At 43.0% G+C, this 14,167-nt stretch carries 16 protein-coding genes and 2 pseudogenes; 13 read left to right on the plus strand and 5 right to left on the minus strand.

All coding sequences use genetic code 11. The features are described from left to right. Positions 1-43 precede the first annotated feature (43 nt). Together UH38_RS25405 and UH38_RS13730 are read left to right on the plus strand one after the other, a co-directional pair. Complete coding sequence (locus tag UH38_RS25405; protein ID WP_072044922.1) at positions 44-235, plus strand: DUF6888 family protein; 192 nt, start codon at positions 44-46, stop codon at positions 233-235. Next, on the plus strand, positions 232-447 hold the full coding sequence (locus tag UH38_RS13730; protein WP_045055227.1) for a DUF6887 family protein: 216 nt from the start codon (positions 232-234) through the stop codon (positions 445-447). The genes UH38_RS25405 and UH38_RS13730 overlap by 4 nt, the downstream gene beginning before the upstream one ends. A gap of 166 nt (positions 448-613) precedes the next feature. On the opposite strand, the gene UH38_RS13735 is transcribed toward UH38_RS13730, so the two are convergent. From UH38_RS13735 to UH38_RS13755, 5 genes are all read right to left on the minus strand, one after another. Continuing rightward, positions 614-997, minus strand: a complete 384-nt coding sequence (locus UH38_RS13735) for a hypothetical protein (RefSeq protein WP_045055228.1) — start codon at positions 995-997, stop codon at positions 614-616. A 37-nt stretch (positions 998-1,034) separates the two neighbouring features. Beyond that, complete coding sequence (locus UH38_RS13740; protein ID WP_045055229.1) at positions 1,035-1,928, minus strand: ABC transporter permease; 894 nt, start codon at positions 1,926-1,928, stop codon at positions 1,035-1,037. Positions 1,929-1,944: 16 nt separating this feature from the next. After that, complete coding sequence (locus UH38_RS13745; protein WP_045055230.1) at positions 1,945-2,964, minus strand: ABC transporter ATP-binding protein; 1,020 nt, start codon at positions 2,962-2,964, stop codon at positions 1,945-1,947. 118 nt (positions 2,965-3,082) lie between these two features. After that, positions 3,083-4,042: a heme o synthase gene (locus UH38_RS13750; protein ID WP_045055231.1), complete on the minus strand. Its 960-nt coding sequence runs from the start codon at positions 4,040-4,042 to the stop codon at positions 3,083-3,085. A gap of 141 nt (positions 4,043-4,183) precedes the next feature. Next, entirely contained in the window at positions 4,184-5,122 is a 939-nt protein-coding gene (locus tag UH38_RS13755; RefSeq protein WP_045055232.1) for a COX15/CtaA family protein, read from the minus strand. A gap of 390 nt (positions 5,123-5,512) precedes the next feature. Between UH38_RS13755 and UH38_RS13760 the strand changes: the two genes are divergently transcribed. The 11 genes and pseudogenes from UH38_RS13760 (at position 5,513) to UH38_RS13815 (ending at position 13,489) form a co-directional block, all read left to right on the plus strand. Beyond that, positions 5,513-6,601 (plus strand): cytochrome c oxidase subunit II, encoded by a 1,089-nt coding sequence (locus UH38_RS13760; RefSeq protein WP_045055233.1) that lies wholly within the window; start codon positions 5,513-5,515, stop codon positions 6,599-6,601. A gap of 81 nt (positions 6,602-6,682) precedes the next feature. Continuing rightward, entirely contained in the window at positions 6,683-8,428 is a 1,746-nt protein-coding gene (ctaD, locus tag UH38_RS13765) for a cytochrome c oxidase subunit I (RefSeq protein WP_045055234.1), read from the plus strand. Positions 8,429-8,505: 77 nt separating this feature from the next. Then, positions 8,506-9,132 (plus strand): cytochrome c oxidase subunit 3, encoded by a 627-nt coding sequence (locus tag UH38_RS13770; RefSeq protein WP_045055235.1) that lies wholly within the window; start codon positions 8,506-8,508, stop codon positions 9,130-9,132. Between the two features lie 264 nt (positions 9,133-9,396). Further along, positions 9,397-9,906: a DUF4365 domain-containing protein gene (locus tag UH38_RS13775; protein WP_045055236.1), complete on the plus strand. Its 510-nt coding sequence runs from the start codon at positions 9,397-9,399 to the stop codon at positions 9,904-9,906. Further along, positions 9,906-10,205 carry a hypothetical protein gene (locus tag UH38_RS13780; protein WP_045055237.1) on the plus strand — a complete coding sequence of 100 codons (300 nt, stop codon included), beginning with the start codon at positions 9,906-9,908 and terminating at the stop codon, positions 10,203-10,205. Before UH38_RS13775 ends, UH38_RS13780 begins: the two co-directional genes overlap by 1 nt. Beyond that, positions 10,189-10,332, plus strand: a pseudogene (locus UH38_RS25410) (cytochrome c oxidase subunit 3); the annotation flags it as partial. The gene UH38_RS13780 and the pseudogene UH38_RS25410, both read left to right, overlap by 17 nt. Positions 10,333-10,489: 157 nt before the next feature. Then, the gene (locus UH38_RS28190; protein ID WP_072044923.1) at positions 10,490-11,026 is read left to right on the plus strand and encodes a pentapeptide repeat-containing protein; all 537 of its coding nucleotides are present in this window, start codon (positions 10,490-10,492) and stop codon (positions 11,024-11,026) included. Positions 11,027-11,530: 504 nt separating this feature from the next. Then, a pseudogene (locus UH38_RS13795) lies at positions 11,531-11,793 on the plus strand (hypothetical protein); the annotation flags it as partial. 143 nt (positions 11,794-11,936) lie between these two features. Next, a complete protein-coding gene (locus tag UH38_RS13800; RefSeq protein ID WP_045055240.1) occupies positions 11,937-12,506 on the plus strand; it encodes a hypothetical protein in 570 nt (189 codons plus the stop codon). Then, on the plus strand, positions 12,503-12,892 hold the full coding sequence (locus tag UH38_RS13805) for a hypothetical protein (protein ID WP_045055241.1): 390 nt from the start codon (positions 12,503-12,505) through the stop codon (positions 12,890-12,892). Before UH38_RS13800 ends, UH38_RS13805 begins: the two co-directional genes overlap by 4 nt. Positions 12,893-13,285: 393 nt before the next feature. Further along, positions 13,286-13,489, plus strand: coding sequence for a hypothetical protein (locus tag UH38_RS13815; RefSeq protein WP_045055243.1), 204 nt, complete (start codon positions 13,286-13,288; stop codon positions 13,487-13,489). The last annotated feature ends 678 nt before the right edge of the window (positions 13,490-14,167 follow it).

Below are 14,167 nucleotides of genomic sequence, written 5' to 3' on the forward strand. Positions count from 1 at the left end.
CGATCGGCGTGTAGTAAGTTGGGTTTAGTTAGACTGAATAAGTATGGAACCCAACAACAGACAAGCTCAAGGACTTTATAGGCTTTGCTATCGATTGACCAATTCAATCTACCCCCAATGGCAATATAAATCGGTCGAACTTGTCAGGATGGACGAGCGTAATGGAAATTTATATGTACTTTCGGGAGAAAGTCTTGACTTTGAGATTAAGCCAACAGGAGGGTATGAACCATGACATTAGCTAACTATGATTCAATGAGCCTTGACGAACTGCGACGGTACGTTCTTACCCATAGAGAAGACACAAACGCTTTTCATGCATACATCGATCGCTCAAAGTCGGTAGGAAGAATGATATCCTTCGATCCTGGCGATCCTAAATGGGAGGAAAATTTGGAACAAAAGATTCGTCAAGCAAATTCTTCAGGTGAAGCAGAATCGAATTGATACGCTAGCCGCTAGCAAGCTGAACTTTAGAGCATAATTTTACTTGTCTCAACTTGATTTTAGGTCTTCAAGCTGATTGCAGCATAAAAATATGGAGCATTGTTGCTCCATACTGTAATCAAGATCGATTAATTCTATTTCTAGAGAAAAGCCTACTTGGATCTAACTAATTACTCGGCTGACGTTCAATTGTAATAGGCGGATTTACATTATTTGTTTGATTTGGAGATTGTAGGCGCTGTTGTTGTTGTTTTCTAAATTCAGCAGCAGCAGCATCAAGACTTTGAGTTTTTTCGGCGTTGAATTCTGAGGCATCGCGATTAGTTCCTAGTTGGGCGCGATGAATTAAATCGAAGACACTATTCATTGAGTCTTCGTTTCTCGACGAAAAGGGATCGTTATTTTGGTCGTTATTTTGAAAATCTTGCAGTGGGTTGACATCAGTAGACGACTGCGCCCAAGCTGATTGTGGCAGTAACAGGGAAAATACGCCGATTGATGCTACTGTGCCAAGAACTAGCCTTTGGAATAGTTTAGCTGTGTTTTTCATAGCCGTTTGGTGGGTAATACTAATTAATATTCTTGGATTAAGCAAGCGATCGCTTCAATAGCGGTTGAATGCTAACTAAAGCTACAAAACTAAAGCCTAGTAATACTAGCAACGCACCACCGAAGCTAATTGTTCCCCAAGGAGCTTGCATCACTATACTACTTAAAGACCAATCGTTATGTAAGTAAAGATATCGAATTGGCTCAATTGCATAACTTAGTGGATTTAAGCTAGCAACAATTTGCAACCATTTGGGCATGAAAGATAATGGCGCTAATGCAGTGCTAGCAAATAATAAAGGCAAGTTAGTTACAAAGATAACGGCAATTAGCTCGATATGTCCTGGCAAGGCAAATGCTAAACCTAAACTCAGGGCTGTAACTCCTAAAGCTAGCAAAAAGACAATAAAAGCGATCGCCCCTAGTCCTGCTATATTTGGTAAGCCAGCACCTAAAAACGCTGCCGCAGCAACAATTACGGCTGCTTGCAACAAGCTTTGACTGACGATAAATAATGCTGATGCTAAAACAATTGAGTATCTAGAAGCCAAAGGAGCAACTAATAAGCGGTTCAAAAAACCAAATTCGCGATCGAACATTACTGGTAAACCTGCATTTAGCGCCCCAGCAAAAGCTGTAAATACAATTACTCCAGCACCGAGAAATTGCCCGTAACTGCTACTATTACCAAATAAGCCTTGAGGTGCATTTTGAAACAACGCCCCAAATAGGACTAACCACATTACAGGTTGAATAATACCTGCAACCAAAGTTGACGGGCGGCGCTGCAACTGGATAAATAAACGCCGAGTTAAAGCTAAAGTTTCTTGAACTAAATCGGCAAAACCATTTGAGGCGGTAGTATTTGTTTGAGCGATCGCACCAGGATGAGCGATCGTATTAGGTTTGGGTGGTGTAACTGTACTGCTCATATATTATGCATCTACTTTATTTCATATTTTGCTTGCGTTCTGCCTTTAAGTCACGACTACCAGCCGCCGCAAGTTCAGCATCCATCAACGTGCGCCCAGTAGCAGCTAGGTAAACATCGTCTAAACTAGGGCGAGATTGAGCAATGCCAAAAGTAGGTAAACTAGCCTCACCCAGAGCTTTTTGCACGTTGCTTAAAGCATCAGACTGAGATGCTACGACTAAATTTAGCGAATTACCTTGAGCGCTATTAACAATTACTTCCTTAACGAAAGGTAAAGATTGCAGCAGGTTTTTCGCTTTTTCGGCTTCTTCGGGAGGTGAAAATTCTCGAATTCGTAGAGTGATGCGATCGCCACCTAACTTATCTTTTAATTGACTAGGGGTTCCCGATGCAATTACTGTACCGCGATCGATAATTGCTACATTGTCAGCTAAAGCGTCGATTTCTTCTAAGTAATGGCTAGTAATTAAGACTGTAGTACCTGCTGCTTTAAGTTGACGCAAAAAATCCCAAACTACAAAACGGCTTTCAATATCTAGCCCTACTGTGGGTTCGTCTAATACTAAAACATCTGGCGCGTGGAGCAAGCCTGCTGCTAAGTCTAAGCGCTTCTTCAAGCCACCTGAATAAGTACCGATGCGTTTATCCGCCCATTCACTTAAACCTAGCAAGTCAACTACATCTTTTATCCGCTGTTTTGCGGCTGCATTGGGTAAGTGGTAGAGCGATGCTTGTAATTGTAATAGTTCTCGCCCTGTCAATACTTTGTCTAAGGCTACTTCTTGGGCTACGTAGCCTAGTTTTTGTCTAGCTACTCTGGGATTACCGATGGCAGAAATGCCAGATACTTCTATCTTGCCTGCGTCTGGTGTAGATAACGTACACAATACGCGCAATGTTGTTGTTTTTCCGGCTCCATTTGGTCCTAATAGCCCAAATATCTCACCTTGTTCTATTTGGAAGGATACGTTTTTGACAGCTTCGACTGAGCCGTAGCGTTTTTGTAAGTTCTCGATTAACACGGCGGGAGCCATAGTAATTCTCCCTAGATTTATATTTCTCAACAATTTCTATTATACGAACCGCAGAGACGCAGAGAGAAAAGAAGGCGATCGCATTTTGAGTTTAGATGAAGTGCGATCGCGCTTATGATTAACTATTAAGCAGTGTTTGGATGCTTGTGGCTATGGCGCTAGATAGGTTGTGAACTATTGGCAATGAATCTACTATCATGCCAGCACATAGCAGCATCATGTAGATAATTGAGTACAAAAACAAACTTTTGGCTAATTCTTTACTATCAGGGTTTTGAAGTAACGCCCAAGCTTTTTTGATAAATACAATCGCCAGGCTTGCAGCTATAACGCCGTAAACTAAGCCAGACACGTTTAACGGATAGATGAGTGTAAAAGTAGCTGGAATTAGAATCAGCGAATACAGCCAAATTTGTTTGGTTGTCTGCTCGTTTCCTACAACTACAGGCAGCATAGGAACGCCAACTTTGGCATAATCATCGCGGATCATCAAAGCTAAAGCCCAGAAATGGGGCGGAGTCCATAAAAAGACGATCGCAAATATTACCCAAGCCGCCCAACCAACTGTACCTGTAACTGCTGCCCAACCAACTAGCGCCGGAATTGCTCCTGCTGCGCCGCCAATCACAATATTTTGGGCAGTATGGCGTTTGAGCAAATGAGTGTAAATAGCGACGTAGAAGACGATCCCAGACATTGCTAATAGAGCACTGAGTAAGTTAGCAAATACAGCTAATAAAGTAAAAGAAATAGTAGCCAAAGCGATCGCAAATATCAAAGCATCTCGTGGCTGAACCTTCCCCGCAGGTAAAGGACGATGACGAGTACGTTCCATCGCATAATCAATATCGCGATCGTAAATACAATTAATAGTTTGGGCAGCCGCCGCCGCCAAAGTACCGCCAGCAAGGGTTACTAGCAGCAACAGTGGATTTACTCTACCTTCACCAGCAATCCACATACTAGCCGCAGTTGTAATCAATAGCAGTGGAATAATCCGAGGCTTAGTCAACTGATAGTAGCTGCGAACAACCTGAACAAAATTCTCATGGTGGCGAGAGACGCTAGTCCCAATCATGCTTACACTAATTCCTTAATCATTGAAACAACACTTGAGAAAGTCAAAAGTCAAAAGTTAAATGGCAAAAACCAAGATGTAGTTTCAAGCCGATAAATTCAAAACCTCTTCTCTTTGTCTCCTTAGCGACTAAACGCTTCACTACACTTCGTGAAGGCGGTTCGTTTCCAAACCAACGCCATCGCGCCATCCCAAAACCGTAAAAGCCACCAAAGTTCCTAACAAAATCGCTCCTACAGCCTGATGCGCCACAGTCAGAGGCTCCACTTGCAGATGCAAGCGTAAAGTAGCAACTCCAAGCAAAACTTGCAACACCAACAAACCGCCAGCCATATTCGCCAACAGCCGCAGCGCTGGATGCAAAGCTGGAGTTCGCCAAGATAACAAAACTACAGCCAAAATTGCCAAACTAGGCAGTACAACACCGCCAATATGGCTATACATCACGCTACACAAGGCACTACTTGTCAAACACTGATGCAAAGCCCAGCGAGAGGCAACCAAAGCACCGAGTAAACTTTGCAAGTACACCAAAATTGCCGCAATCAAACCAACCCAAGGCAACTTTCCCGCAGTTCCCGTTCCTTGGTGGGGTAATAACGCTGTTCCGATAATTAACAAAGTGATAAAAAACAGTAACGCCGTACCCAAATGGGCAGTAACAATATCAAAGCGCAGCATTTCGGTAACTGTCAGCCCGCCCAATATACCCTGAAAGACAATTAAACTCAAAGCAAAAGTAGATGCCCAAGGCAGCCAGTTAGGTAAAACGCGGCGATTCCACCAGGAGACAACCGTAAGAGCGATCGCCCCCAAACCAATTAATGCCGCATCCAATCTATGAAACCACTCCAAAAATACTTGGAAATTCATTTGCGCTTTTGGCACTAAAGTACCGTAGCACAAGGGCCAATCAGGACAAGCTAAACCTGCATTCATCACGCGGGTAGCGCTACCGATTGCCATCAAAATTAGCGTGGCGGTACACAACTTCCATACCCAACGCCGAATCCTATCTTTAGGCTGCAACTGCGTTGAGTTTTCCGTACTTGTTTGACGATTGAGGACAAATTCTGTCATGGACTACACCTTCTGCCCATCTTTAAGCCACTAAAGTTATTGTTTTTGTAAGTGCTGGCTCATTTCCACCCTAGCGCATAGAACCAGGAATGCAAGCAAAGCGTTAGATATACTTTGGATGACTTTCTGTTTTTATTTGCTAACCTTTAGGTATTTTTTAAGTTGTTGGCATTATGCGTCGTGCGCTCGCTTCTTACCCTGCCTTATCTTTACTTTTCTTAACATCCGTCCAAAGCTATAGTTAAAGCGACAATCAGAAATAATGAACGGCGATCCCAAAGAAAATAAGTAAAAAGTATTTTTTCTGACGCACTATGCTTCATAGCTGGACTAACGTGGTAAGTGAGCAGAAGTCAAAAATAGTAGTTAAAGTCATAAACTAAGCGACCCGTGAAAATTCCTAGTTCTATTTGGACCTTACTTATTGGCATTGTGCTGACCTTAGTCAGCCTGTGGTACGGTCAAAATCACAACCTCCTACCAACAGCAGCCTCAGAGGAAGCCTTATTAGTAGACGGTCTGTTTAATACCATGATGACCGTATCTATAGGGTTATTTCTGCTAGTTGAAGGCATTTTAATCTACTCAGCTTTCAAATTTCGCCGTCCTCCAGGCGACGATACAGATGGACCGCCAGTCTTTGGTAACGTCCCGTTAGAAATTCTCTGGACGGCAATCCCAGCAATTGTTGTATTGGGCATTTCTATTTACAGTTTTGATGTTTACAACTCAATTGGTGGGTTTAGTCCGCACGATATGCACTCTCCCGTCAAAGAGCAAGCAATAAAAATGCCAGGAGCCGCGATCGCCGCTACATTAAGCGATAGTGCTATAGCTCAAGCCGATGCGACTGACCTCAACCAAGAAAAGTCTAACGAGGCAATGCAAGACCCCGCTACAGCAGCAGTCCGCAATGCCGACCAAATTCCCCAAAAGCAAAATGCGCCAGGCTTAGGAATTGTTTCACCCACAATCGGTCCTAGCCCAGATCGCGAAGGCAAACCACCAGAATTTGTCGTCAACATCACAGGTATGCAATACGCCTGGATTATGACTTATCCCGACACAGGTGTTGTTTCTAGCGAATTGCACGTACCTATAGGGCGTGAAGTATTAGCAAATATTTCAGCCAACGATGTCATCCATGCATTCTGGGTTCCAGAGTTCCGCTTAAAGCAAGATGCCATCCCTGGTAGACAAAGCGAAATCCGCTTTACACCAGACCGCGCAGGTACGTATCCATTAATTTGCGCTGAATTATGCGGTCCATATCACGGCGCAATGAACACCAAAGTCATCGTAGAAAGTCAGCAAGACTTTGACAATTGGGTAAAAGAGCAACAAGTAGCAAGCAAAGATAGCTTAAACGAAGCGATCGCTTTTAATCCTGCCAATCTATCCCCCGCCGAATTTCTAGCCCCCTACACAAGCGAAATGGGCATCAATTCGCAATTAATCAACCAAATTCACCATCACTAAGAGACAAGGAGGATAAGGAAGTTAATTAAATCTCCTTGTCTCCCCCTCTCCCCTCATCCCCCTGCCCCATCTCAAACTGCCATGACACAAGCACAGTTACAAGAAAGAGCCAATATTCCTGCTCATGATGATGAGCCAGCTAATAGACACTGGCGCGACTACTTTACATTCAATACAGACCACAAAGTGATTGGGATTCAATACCTAGTTACTACATTTGTTTTTTACTGTATTGGTGGAGTTTTAGCCGATTTAGTGCGTACAGAACTCAAAACGCCAGACCTTGATTTTGTTAGCGCTGAAGTTTACAACAGCTTGTTTACGCTCCATGCTACAGTCATGATCTTTTTGTGGATTGTGCCAGCCGGAGCAGGATTTGCCAACTATCTCATCCCCCTGATGATTGGGGCGAAAGATATGGCATTTCCCAAACTCAATGCTGTAGCTTTCTGGATGATTCCGCCTGCTGGTTTGATGTTAATTGGCAGCTTGCTGATTGGCGATGCACCCGATGCAGGTTGGACTTCTTACCCGCCTTTAAGCTTAGTAACAGGGCAAGTAGGCGAAGCTATTTGGATTATGAGCTTGCTACTACTAGGGACATCTTCAATTTTGGGAGCGCTCAACTTTTTAGTGACGCTGCTAAAAATGCGGATACCAGGAATGGGCGTGCATCAAATGCCCTTGTTTTGCTGGGCGATGTTTGCTACTTCTGCCCTAACTTTGGTATCTACTCCGGTACTAGCAGGCGCTTTGATTTTGCTAGCTTTTGACTTGCTAGCAGGAACGATGTTTTTTAACCCAACGGGTGGCGGCGATCCGGTCGTGTACCAGCATATGTTCTGGTTCTATTCCCACCCTGCAGTTTACATCATGATTTTGCCCTTCTTTGGGGTAATTTCTGAAGTTATTCCCGTTCACTCGCGTAAACCAGTATTTGGCTATAAAGCGATCGCATATTCCAGTCTTGCTATCAGCTTTTTAGGGCTAATTGTCTGGGCGCACCATATGTTTACCAGCGGTATTCCTGGCTGGCTGCGGATGTTTTTCATGATTACTACCATGATCATCGCCGTACCAACTGGAATTAAAGTATTTAGCTGGTTAGCAACTCTTTGGGGCGGCAAACTGCGCTTAAATAGTGCCTTATTATTTGCGATGGGCTTTGTTGGTACGTTCGTAATTGGCGGTATTAGTGGCGTAATGCTAGCTGCTGTACCGTTTGATATTCACGTCCACGATACTTATTTTGTAGTCGCTCACCTGCACTATGTATTATTTGGTGGTAGCGTACTCGGCATTTATGCAGGCTACTATCACTGGTTCCCCAAAGTAACGGGAAGGATGATGAACGAGTTCTGGGGTAAGGTTCATTTTGCCCTGACAATTATCGGTCTAAACCTTGCCTTTTTACCCATGCATAAACTAGGTATGATGGGGATGAACCGCCGCATTGCTATGTACGATCCCAAGTACGAGACTCTAAACTTTATTTGTACGATGGGCGCGTATTTACTAGCAATTTCTACTTTCCCCTTCATCATTAATGCTGTTTGGAGTTGGCACAAAGGACCCAAAGCTGGCGATAATCCTTGGCAAGCATTAACCTTGGAGTGGATGACAACTTCACCACCTGCGATTGAAAATTTTGATGAACTGCCAGTTTTGGCAACAGGTCCCTACGACTATGGCATGAGCAATCGCCGCAAAGATGTAGATGTACCTTTAGCTGACGAGAAAGACCCAGCGTTGGCTGCTGGACCTAACTCAGTATTACGTGCTGAACCAGATCCGGCAGTAGCAGCTAATCCAGAAGACCGCAAATAAAGGATGAAGTATGAAGCATAGGTTTTAACTTTTAACTTCATACTTCATTACTCGCACTCTATACTTATTGAAGATTCATGCAAACTGAAACTATAGATCCAGCTAAAACGGCTCTCAATCATCACCATACTGCTGAGGTTGCAGGCGCTCATCACGAAGAACACCCCGACCACCGGATATTTGGTTTGATCGTGTTCTTGGTGGCTGAAGGAATGATCTTTCTAGGTATGTTTGGCGCTTATCTAGCTTTTCGCTCTGTATTACCAACTTGGCCCCCAGAAGGAACTCATCGCCTAGAATTGCTGCTCCCTGGAGTTAACACAATTTTGCTAATTTCTAGCAGTTTCGTGATGCACAACGCCGATACTGCCGTGAAAAAGAACGATGTTAAGGGAATGCAAACTTGGCTGGCAATTACCGCCGCTATGGGCGCAATTTTCTTAGTTGGGCAGTTGTACGAATACAGTCATTTAGAATTTACTCTAACCACCAATCTATTTGCTAGTGCCTTTTACGTACTCACTGGCTTTCACGGCTTGCACGTATTTATCGGCGTTTCGGCAATTTTAGCAGTATTGTGGCGATCGCGCACTGCGGGACACTACAGCAGCGAAAAGCACTTTGGCGTAGAAGCTGCGGAAATCTACTGGCACTTTGTAGACGTAGTGTGGATTATCTTATTTGGCTTGTTGTACTTACTTTAAGTTGATTTATTCTCTATGACAAAAGCCTCCAACTGGGGGCTTTTTTTAATTAGTAAACATACCTAATTTGAGTGCTTTTGATAGTGCTTATTAGCTTAAAAGCGATCGCTTGAGTATTACTACAAAATTTTTCCGTATCATACTCTTTACGAGTGGATACACAGAAAACTTCTGTATAGCCTCCAATTACAAATGAACAGCGAATGAATCTGATAATGGCTTATGTTACGATGCGAACAGCTATTCCACTTGCCGTAATCAATTGTGTTAACTGACCAGCATATTGCTGAAGCGTTAAGTCGTGCCTATGTTCGTGCGATCGCTGGACGCGCTGGACTCAACTTAGCTATTCGAGAATATGACTATGGTGTAGATGGTAGCTTTGACGAGGTTGTGGTGCGCCAAAATCGTCGGGTTGAATCTGGCTTTTCTCTCAGTTTTCAACTTAAGTCTTCAACTCAATGGCAACTCGATGATGCTCAGGTCATCTATGACTTGGAGGCGAAAACCTACAATGACTTGATTCTCAGGCGCAGCATGAGAACAGCAACACCCTGTATCCTGATTTTGTTAGCTCTGCCCCCAGATTCCACGCAATGGCTCATATGTGAAGAGACAGAACTGAGATTGCAAGGAACCTGCTACTGGGAATATCTCAGCGGTAGCCTTAGCGAAAATCGCCAGTCCGTAAGAATTAGAATTGCGCGATCGCAACGACTCACCCCAGAATCTTTGCTAACCTTAATAGAGAATGTCAAAACAGGAGAATGGTAATGACCCCTGAAGTTTTGTCAAGTTACCCCCAAATCCAGGAGCTTCACGTTGCTGAAGTGGTCAGCTATCTCCAGCACAACCACTGGATGTCAGTTAGTCATCCCAGTCCACGATTACTTGTGTTTGAAAAAGGTGTTGACGATCGAGGCAAGCCAATCCAAATTGTTCTGCCAAGTAAGGATGATTATGAAGATACGCCATACTTGCTGGCTAAAGCAGTAAATCTTCTGTCTGTTCTAGAATCCTTACCATTCCAGGAGGTTGTGAAGGCGATAGATTCGTCTGCACATATCAGTTAGATGGCGATCGCGTACTGCGGGACATTACAGCAGCGAAAAGCACTTTGGCGTAGAAGCTGCGGAAATCTACTGGCACTTTGTAGACGTAGTGTGGATTATCCTATTTGGCTGGTTGTATTTGCTTTAGGTCGAGCGATTAGATATTGTGAAAGCCTCCGACTGGGGGCTTTTTTGTTTGGTATAGGATATATGAAAATTTATAGTATGGGGCAAGTGGAATTCGCGTCTACATTAGGCTTTGCCTACGCTGACTAATAATATTTTTAATATTATGTAAAAGAATTATGGACGGTGAAGAATTGCTCCGAAGGTATGCTGCTGGGGAGAGAGATTTTAGTGGAGTTAGTTTGAGTGGGATCAACTTGCAAAATGCACGATTGCCTGATATTAACTTGAAAGGAGCTAACCTGAGTGACGCCAACTTGCGTTTCGCTTTTTTGATAAGAGCCGAGTTGAGTGGGGCTAATTGTAGCGGCGCTGACTTCAGAGACACTTGTCTTGATTGGGCGTGGATGGAGAATACCAACTTCAGGGGTGCTAAATTGAAACGTGCTGTTATTGGCGAAGCTGTTTGTAGTGGTTCCGATTTCAGCCATGCTGATTTGTATCGGGTGCGTTTCAGTCAAACCAGCCTCAGAGAAACTAATTTGACTGGGGCTAATCTTTTTGGCGCTCGTTTGAATGAAATTACTATTAAGGGAGCCAATTTGACCAACTGTTGTCTTAGAAAAGCCTTTGATTTTGAATATATCAGATTGAACAAAGCTATTTTCTGCAATACTATCATGCCCGATGGCACTATCAGAAACGACCATTGCTGATTAGTTGAGATATTGATAGTTATTCCTCGCTTTAGGCAAGTCAAGCCTATTAAATTAGTTATTTACCCTTGAAAATCTTGATAGAGTGCTTAATATAAAAGCCAAAAGCTGCAATAACGAACAGCAAATATGCTTGTTCGTATTTGATGGAGAAGAAAATTTATTATGAGTAATGTTAAAGAAATTCCCTTTAACCAGATTCGGTCTTGGGTAAGAAGTGAAAGTGCTAAGGGTAGAAATATGAGGGAAATCGTTGCAAAACTAGCAAGTTCACGCAATGATGTCCAGTTCTTTCTGTAATAGATAGCCAAGAGCATAGACATCAAAAAATTGTTAGTTCATTGCAAAAATTGTCTGCCAATAACTGAGAACATTTAGTTTTGGTGTGCTACTAACTCTTAATCATCTCAATTACGGGTTTCAAGGCGATATGTTGTATCTAGCTATACCTGTAATATATACAATATAAGATGTATGGATTAACCTTGAAATGAGGTAGAGCCTATGACAGTCCATCAACCCCGCTACAGCAAAGAGGAATTTGCTCGGCGTGGTGATGAAATTTATGAATCTCAGGTACATCCCCAAGTCAAAGAAGGCGATCGCGGTAAAATTGTGGCGATCGATATTGAAAGCGCAGACTTTGAAGTTGATGCAAGTGAAATTGCTGCTTGCGATCGCCTCGAAGCTCGTCACCCTGATGCTCAAATTTGGATTGTTGGCTTGGTTCGCGTCACATTCGTAGATTTGGTGGACGCACTCGGAAAAATGCAAATTCGTTGGATCGGTCTAACAAAGGAGCTTATCTAGAAGTAACCATCTTTAACAACACAACGATGCCAGATGGAACTTTTTTCAGCGATCCTTGAAGTAGAATTGAGCCTCTAGCTTCTATAGAAGCAACACCGTTTTGAACCAGATTAAAGTCCTAGATTTGCAAAGCCTCAGCCAAGGACTTCCTGCGATTACACCTGCTTTCGGAGCAGCAATCGCGGAAGCAGGTGCAATTTGTTTAACCGATGAGGCTCATCAACCAGGAGTAGAACTTGGAGTTGAGGGAGAATTTTCCACTCAATTCAAACTCGATTGGCAGCCAGTCACCGAACAAACTCGACGATGTTGGAATGATGAAGAATACACGACTGAGCAAGCTGCCTATGGAATTGCATTCCTGTTAATTGTGCAATTGACAAATCTTACAGTGATTGAACGTTCCCGCAAAGGAACTGGATTTGACTATTGGTTAGGAAATCAAGATTCAGTCGCTACGTTGCCATTTGAGCGGATGGCACGTCTAGAAGTTTCTGGAATTCGCAGAGGCAATCGGGGTCAAATAAATGCCAGAGTTAAGCAGAAAACTGAGCAAACCCGCGCATCAGATACACAAGGCTTGCCAGCGTATATCATTGTGATAGAGTTCAGCCGACCAATTTCTATTATTAGTGCAAAGCAAAATTCTGAAGGAACCGTATTCCAATGAGTCAGATTCAATCGCTCCATCAACAAGCAATGGATTTAGCCGAAGCTGCGGCAGTTGCTCGATTAAGAGGCGCATTGGATGAGGCTGCACAATTCACGCACCAAGCCTTTGAGCAAGAAACTCAAGCCGCAGCCTTAATTGCTAGCTCCCTTGATGCTGAACCTACTCGTTCTGTGCTTCACCGCAGCGCCGCATCTTTAGCGATCGAGTGTGGTGAGATACGAACAGCAGAGCGCCTAATCGCAACTGCATTATCTGGCAATCCACCCGCAGAGATTGCTGAAGAACTCAAAGATTTATTTATCCAAATTAACTTGAACCAATATCTGAAGCGTCAAGGAATTCACATCGATATTAACGAATTGCGCGGATTGGTAAATCAATAGCGAATGCGTTTGGCTTCGTCCGGTCGGAAGTATTGCGCGATCGCAGTTTTCAAGCTACCAATGTCTGATTTTTGTCAATACTGCTAGACCTCCAAGCTATAATCGGTATATTCATTCAAGTGCGCTGTTGAGATGTGGAGTGCCTTATGAATACTCGCATAGAGGTTGAATTTTGCTTTGCATAGCTTCACTTAGCAATACCCGATCGCTATTCAAATTGATAACCCAATTACAATTTGTTGCCCTTAGTGATGCTGTAAGATCGCTGTCTCAACTAATGTATTGTTTGTACAATCTATATGTAGAGGAGCAGTTTCTATATTTAGAAGCTAAAAGCTGCGATAACGAACAGCAAAAATGCTTGTTCATATTTGATGCGGAAGGGAATTTGCTATGAGTGATATTACAGAAATCCCATTTGACCAAATTCGCTCTTGGGTGAGAAGTGAAAGTGCTAAAGGTAGAAATATGAAAGAAATCGTTGCAGAACTAGCAAGTTCGCGCAATGATGTCACAATTCTTTCTGTAACAGACAGCCCAGAGAATAGACATCAAAAGATTGTTGGTTCACTGCAAAAATTATCTGCCAACAACTGAGAAAATTAAGTTTTGGTCTGCTAGCAACTATTAACAATCTAAAGTATGGGCTTGCTTGGGCACTAATTGTAATTGTTTTGAACTAATCGAGTAAAAGTTTAGTTGAAAGCGATTGGTGTAAAGCTCTACCAGTGCCAAGAACAACGACGAAAAGCAGCACAGTGAATTAACATCTGATATTTTATGGATGGTATTCGAGATTAGGAAAATGCTAACTGGTATCGATCATCTTGTGATTCGATGCTCCAATCCAATTGAATTGATGGATGCAGTCAGGAAAAAGCTTGATGTACCAATTCTCTTCCCTGCTGATGACGACGATTCACGTCAAGCAAAGGGGGAGGATCGATGTGTTTTATTTGTCACTACGATTGGGATCTGTCTAGTCTTCGTTCAATCGCTGCCAAGACATTAGCTGCTAGTGGAGGCGGAAGAAACCAAATTGTTAAAGTTGATTCCATTGTGATTGAAGCGAATCGTACAGTACCTTTATGGGAGCGACTACTAACAAGGCAGATTGATAATCCCAGGCTAGAGATTCAACCTGGTGTTAATACCAATTTAATGTAAAAAGTAGCTTAATAAAGTAAGTTGAGTGAGCCTAATGCATTAAGCTAGTCAAAAATAGCAAATAAGCTCAGATCAAAAGATGGCTCGTCCTCTACAAGTGACAATTGT

Source organism: Aliterella atlantica CENA595 (genome assembly GCF_000952155.1).
Classification (GTDB): domain Bacteria; phylum Cyanobacteriota; class Cyanobacteriia; order Cyanobacteriales; family Chroococcidiopsidaceae; genus Aliterella; species Aliterella atlantica.

Coding starts and splice junctions, on each gene's coding strand:
- UH38_RS25405 (WP_072044922.1), top strand. CDS start 44: ATGGAACCCAACAACAGACAAGCTCAAGGACTTTATAGGCTTTGCTAT.
- UH38_RS13730 (WP_045055227.1), top strand. CDS start 232: ATGACATTAGCTAACTATGATTCAATGAGCCTTGACGAACTGCGACGG.
- UH38_RS13735 (WP_045055228.1), bottom strand. CDS start 997: ATGAAAAACACAGCTAAACTATTCCAAAGGCTAGTTCTTGGCACAGTA.
- UH38_RS13740 (WP_045055229.1), bottom strand. CDS start 1,928: ATGAGCAGTACAGTTACACCACCCAAACCTAATACGATCGCTCATCCT.
- UH38_RS13745 (WP_045055230.1), bottom strand. CDS start 2,964: ATGGCTCCCGCCGTGTTAATCGAGAACTTACAAAAACGCTACGGCTCA.
- UH38_RS13750 (WP_045055231.1), bottom strand. CDS start 4,042: ATGATTGGGACTAGCGTCTCTCGCCACCATGAGAATTTTGTTCAGGTT.
- UH38_RS13755 (WP_045055232.1), bottom strand. CDS start 5,122: ATGACAGAATTTGTCCTCAATCGTCAAACAAGTACGGAAAACTCAACG.
- ctaD (WP_045055234.1), top strand. CDS start 6,683: ATGACACAAGCACAGTTACAAGAAAGAGCCAATATTCCTGCTCATGAT.
- UH38_RS13770 (WP_045055235.1), top strand. CDS start 8,506: ATGCAAACTGAAACTATAGATCCAGCTAAAACGGCTCTCAATCATCAC.
- UH38_RS13780 (WP_045055237.1), top strand. CDS start 9,906: ATGACCCCTGAAGTTTTGTCAAGTTACCCCCAAATCCAGGAGCTTCAC.
- UH38_RS28190 (WP_072044923.1), top strand. CDS start 10,490: ATGGACGGTGAAGAATTGCTCCGAAGGTATGCTGCTGGGGAGAGAGAT.
- UH38_RS13805 (WP_045055241.1), top strand. CDS start 12,503: ATGAGTCAGATTCAATCGCTCCATCAACAAGCAATGGATTTAGCCGAA.
- UH38_RS13815 (WP_045055243.1), top strand. CDS start 13,286: ATGAGTGATATTACAGAAATCCCATTTGACCAAATTCGCTCTTGGGTG.